Origin of the sequence: Staphylococcus sp. GDY8P57P (assembly GCF_017892585.1) — a bacterium.
In the GTDB taxonomy this organism is placed as follows: domain Bacteria; phylum Bacillota; class Bacilli; order Staphylococcales; family Staphylococcaceae; genus Staphylococcus; species Staphylococcus borealis.
Genome location: NZ_JAESLK010000122.1, coordinates 1 through 1,405, shown reverse-complemented (window position 1 = coordinate 1,405; position 1,405 = coordinate 1). Strand labels below are relative to the sequence as shown.

Genomic DNA, 1,405 nt, shown 5'->3' with positions numbered 1-1,405 from the left:
AACTAACTTTAGGGGTGTTTTAATATGACAAAATATAGTGATGAATTTAAGTTGAAGGTTGTAAGAGATTATCTAGATGGCCATTATGGTTATCGAAAATTAGCTAAAAAATATAATATACCTGATAAAATTATTATACGAACATGGGTAAAAGCCTTTCAATCATTCGGTGTAGATGGCATTAAAAAGAAACAGAAAAAGACAGTTTATTCTGTTACATTCAAAATAAATGTATTAAACTATATGAAAAGAACAGGCGATTCCTTCCAAGATACAGCGATTAAATTTGGCCTAAATACCCCATCTATTATTGTGCGATGGAAAAAGATATATGACAAAGAAGGAGTGGAAGGACTCGAAAAGCCGAAAGGACGACCTCCCATGAAAAAGAAGAAACAGAAGAAATCTAATCAAAACCTATCACGAGAAAAAGAGTTAGAGCTAGAAAATGAAAATCTTCGATTAGAGAATGCTTATTTAAAAAAGTTGAACGCTTTTCGAGAGAATCCGAGTGCCTTTCTAGAAAAGCACAAGCAGCAGTGGCATTCGAACTCAAAGAAGAAGGATTCAAATTAAAAGATATCTTAGTAAAGGTTGGTATACCAGAAGCAACCTATCATTACCATGCCAAACAATTACAAAAGGAAGATTTAGATAAAGGTTGGAAGAAAAAGATCATTGAACTTTTTCAAAAACACAACGGTAAATATGGCTATCGTCGTATATATTTAGCTTTGAGAAATCAAGGTTATCTCATTAACCATAAGAAAGTACAACGAATTATGCGAGAACTAGGATTAAAATGTCAAAAATTCACACGTAAATCACGCTATCAATCATACAAAGGTACAGTTGGTAAAGTGGCTGAAAATCGCTTGAATCGTAGATTCCATACATCTATTCGACTTCAAAAATTAGTGACAGATATCACTGAATTTAAATGTGCTGAAGAACAAAAATTATATCTCAGCCCTATTATGGATTTATACAATGGGGAAATCATTTCTTATGGTATATCCAGAAGACCAACATTAGACTTAGTACTTCAAACATTGGATAAAGCAGTTACAATCATTAAGCATGAAGCACCATATCGTACGACGATACATTCTGATCAAGGTTGGCATTATCAGCATAATGCATGGATTAGAAGATTATCGGAACAAAGGATTTATCAAAGTATGTCACGTAAAGCGACGTGTGCGGATAATGCTTCTATGGAGAATTTCTTTGGCATCATGAAGCAGGAAATGTATCATGGAGAAGAACTTGTTAACTATGAAACATTAAAAAGAAGAATTGAGGATTACATCTATTGGTATAACAATGAACGTTTGAAATTAAAATTGGCTGGACGAAGTCCAGTACAATACCGAACTCAATCCAGCCAATTAATAGCATAATG

General features: G+C 33.3%; 2 protein-coding genes. Both read left to right on the top strand.

The features are described 5' to 3' along the window. Nucleotides 1-24: 24 nt before the first annotated feature. A complete protein-coding gene (locus KA878_RS13885; RefSeq protein ID WP_025907016.1) occupies nucleotides 25-576 on the top strand; it encodes a helix-turn-helix domain-containing protein in 552 nt (183 codons plus the stop codon). Then, nucleotides 540-1,403 (top strand): IS3 family transposase, encoded by an 864-nt coding sequence (locus tag KA878_RS13880; protein ID WP_204175239.1) that lies wholly within the window; start codon nucleotides 540-542, stop codon nucleotides 1,401-1,403. The genes KA878_RS13885 and KA878_RS13880 overlap by 37 nt, the downstream gene beginning before the upstream one ends. Nucleotides 1,404-1,405 lie beyond the last annotated feature (2 nt).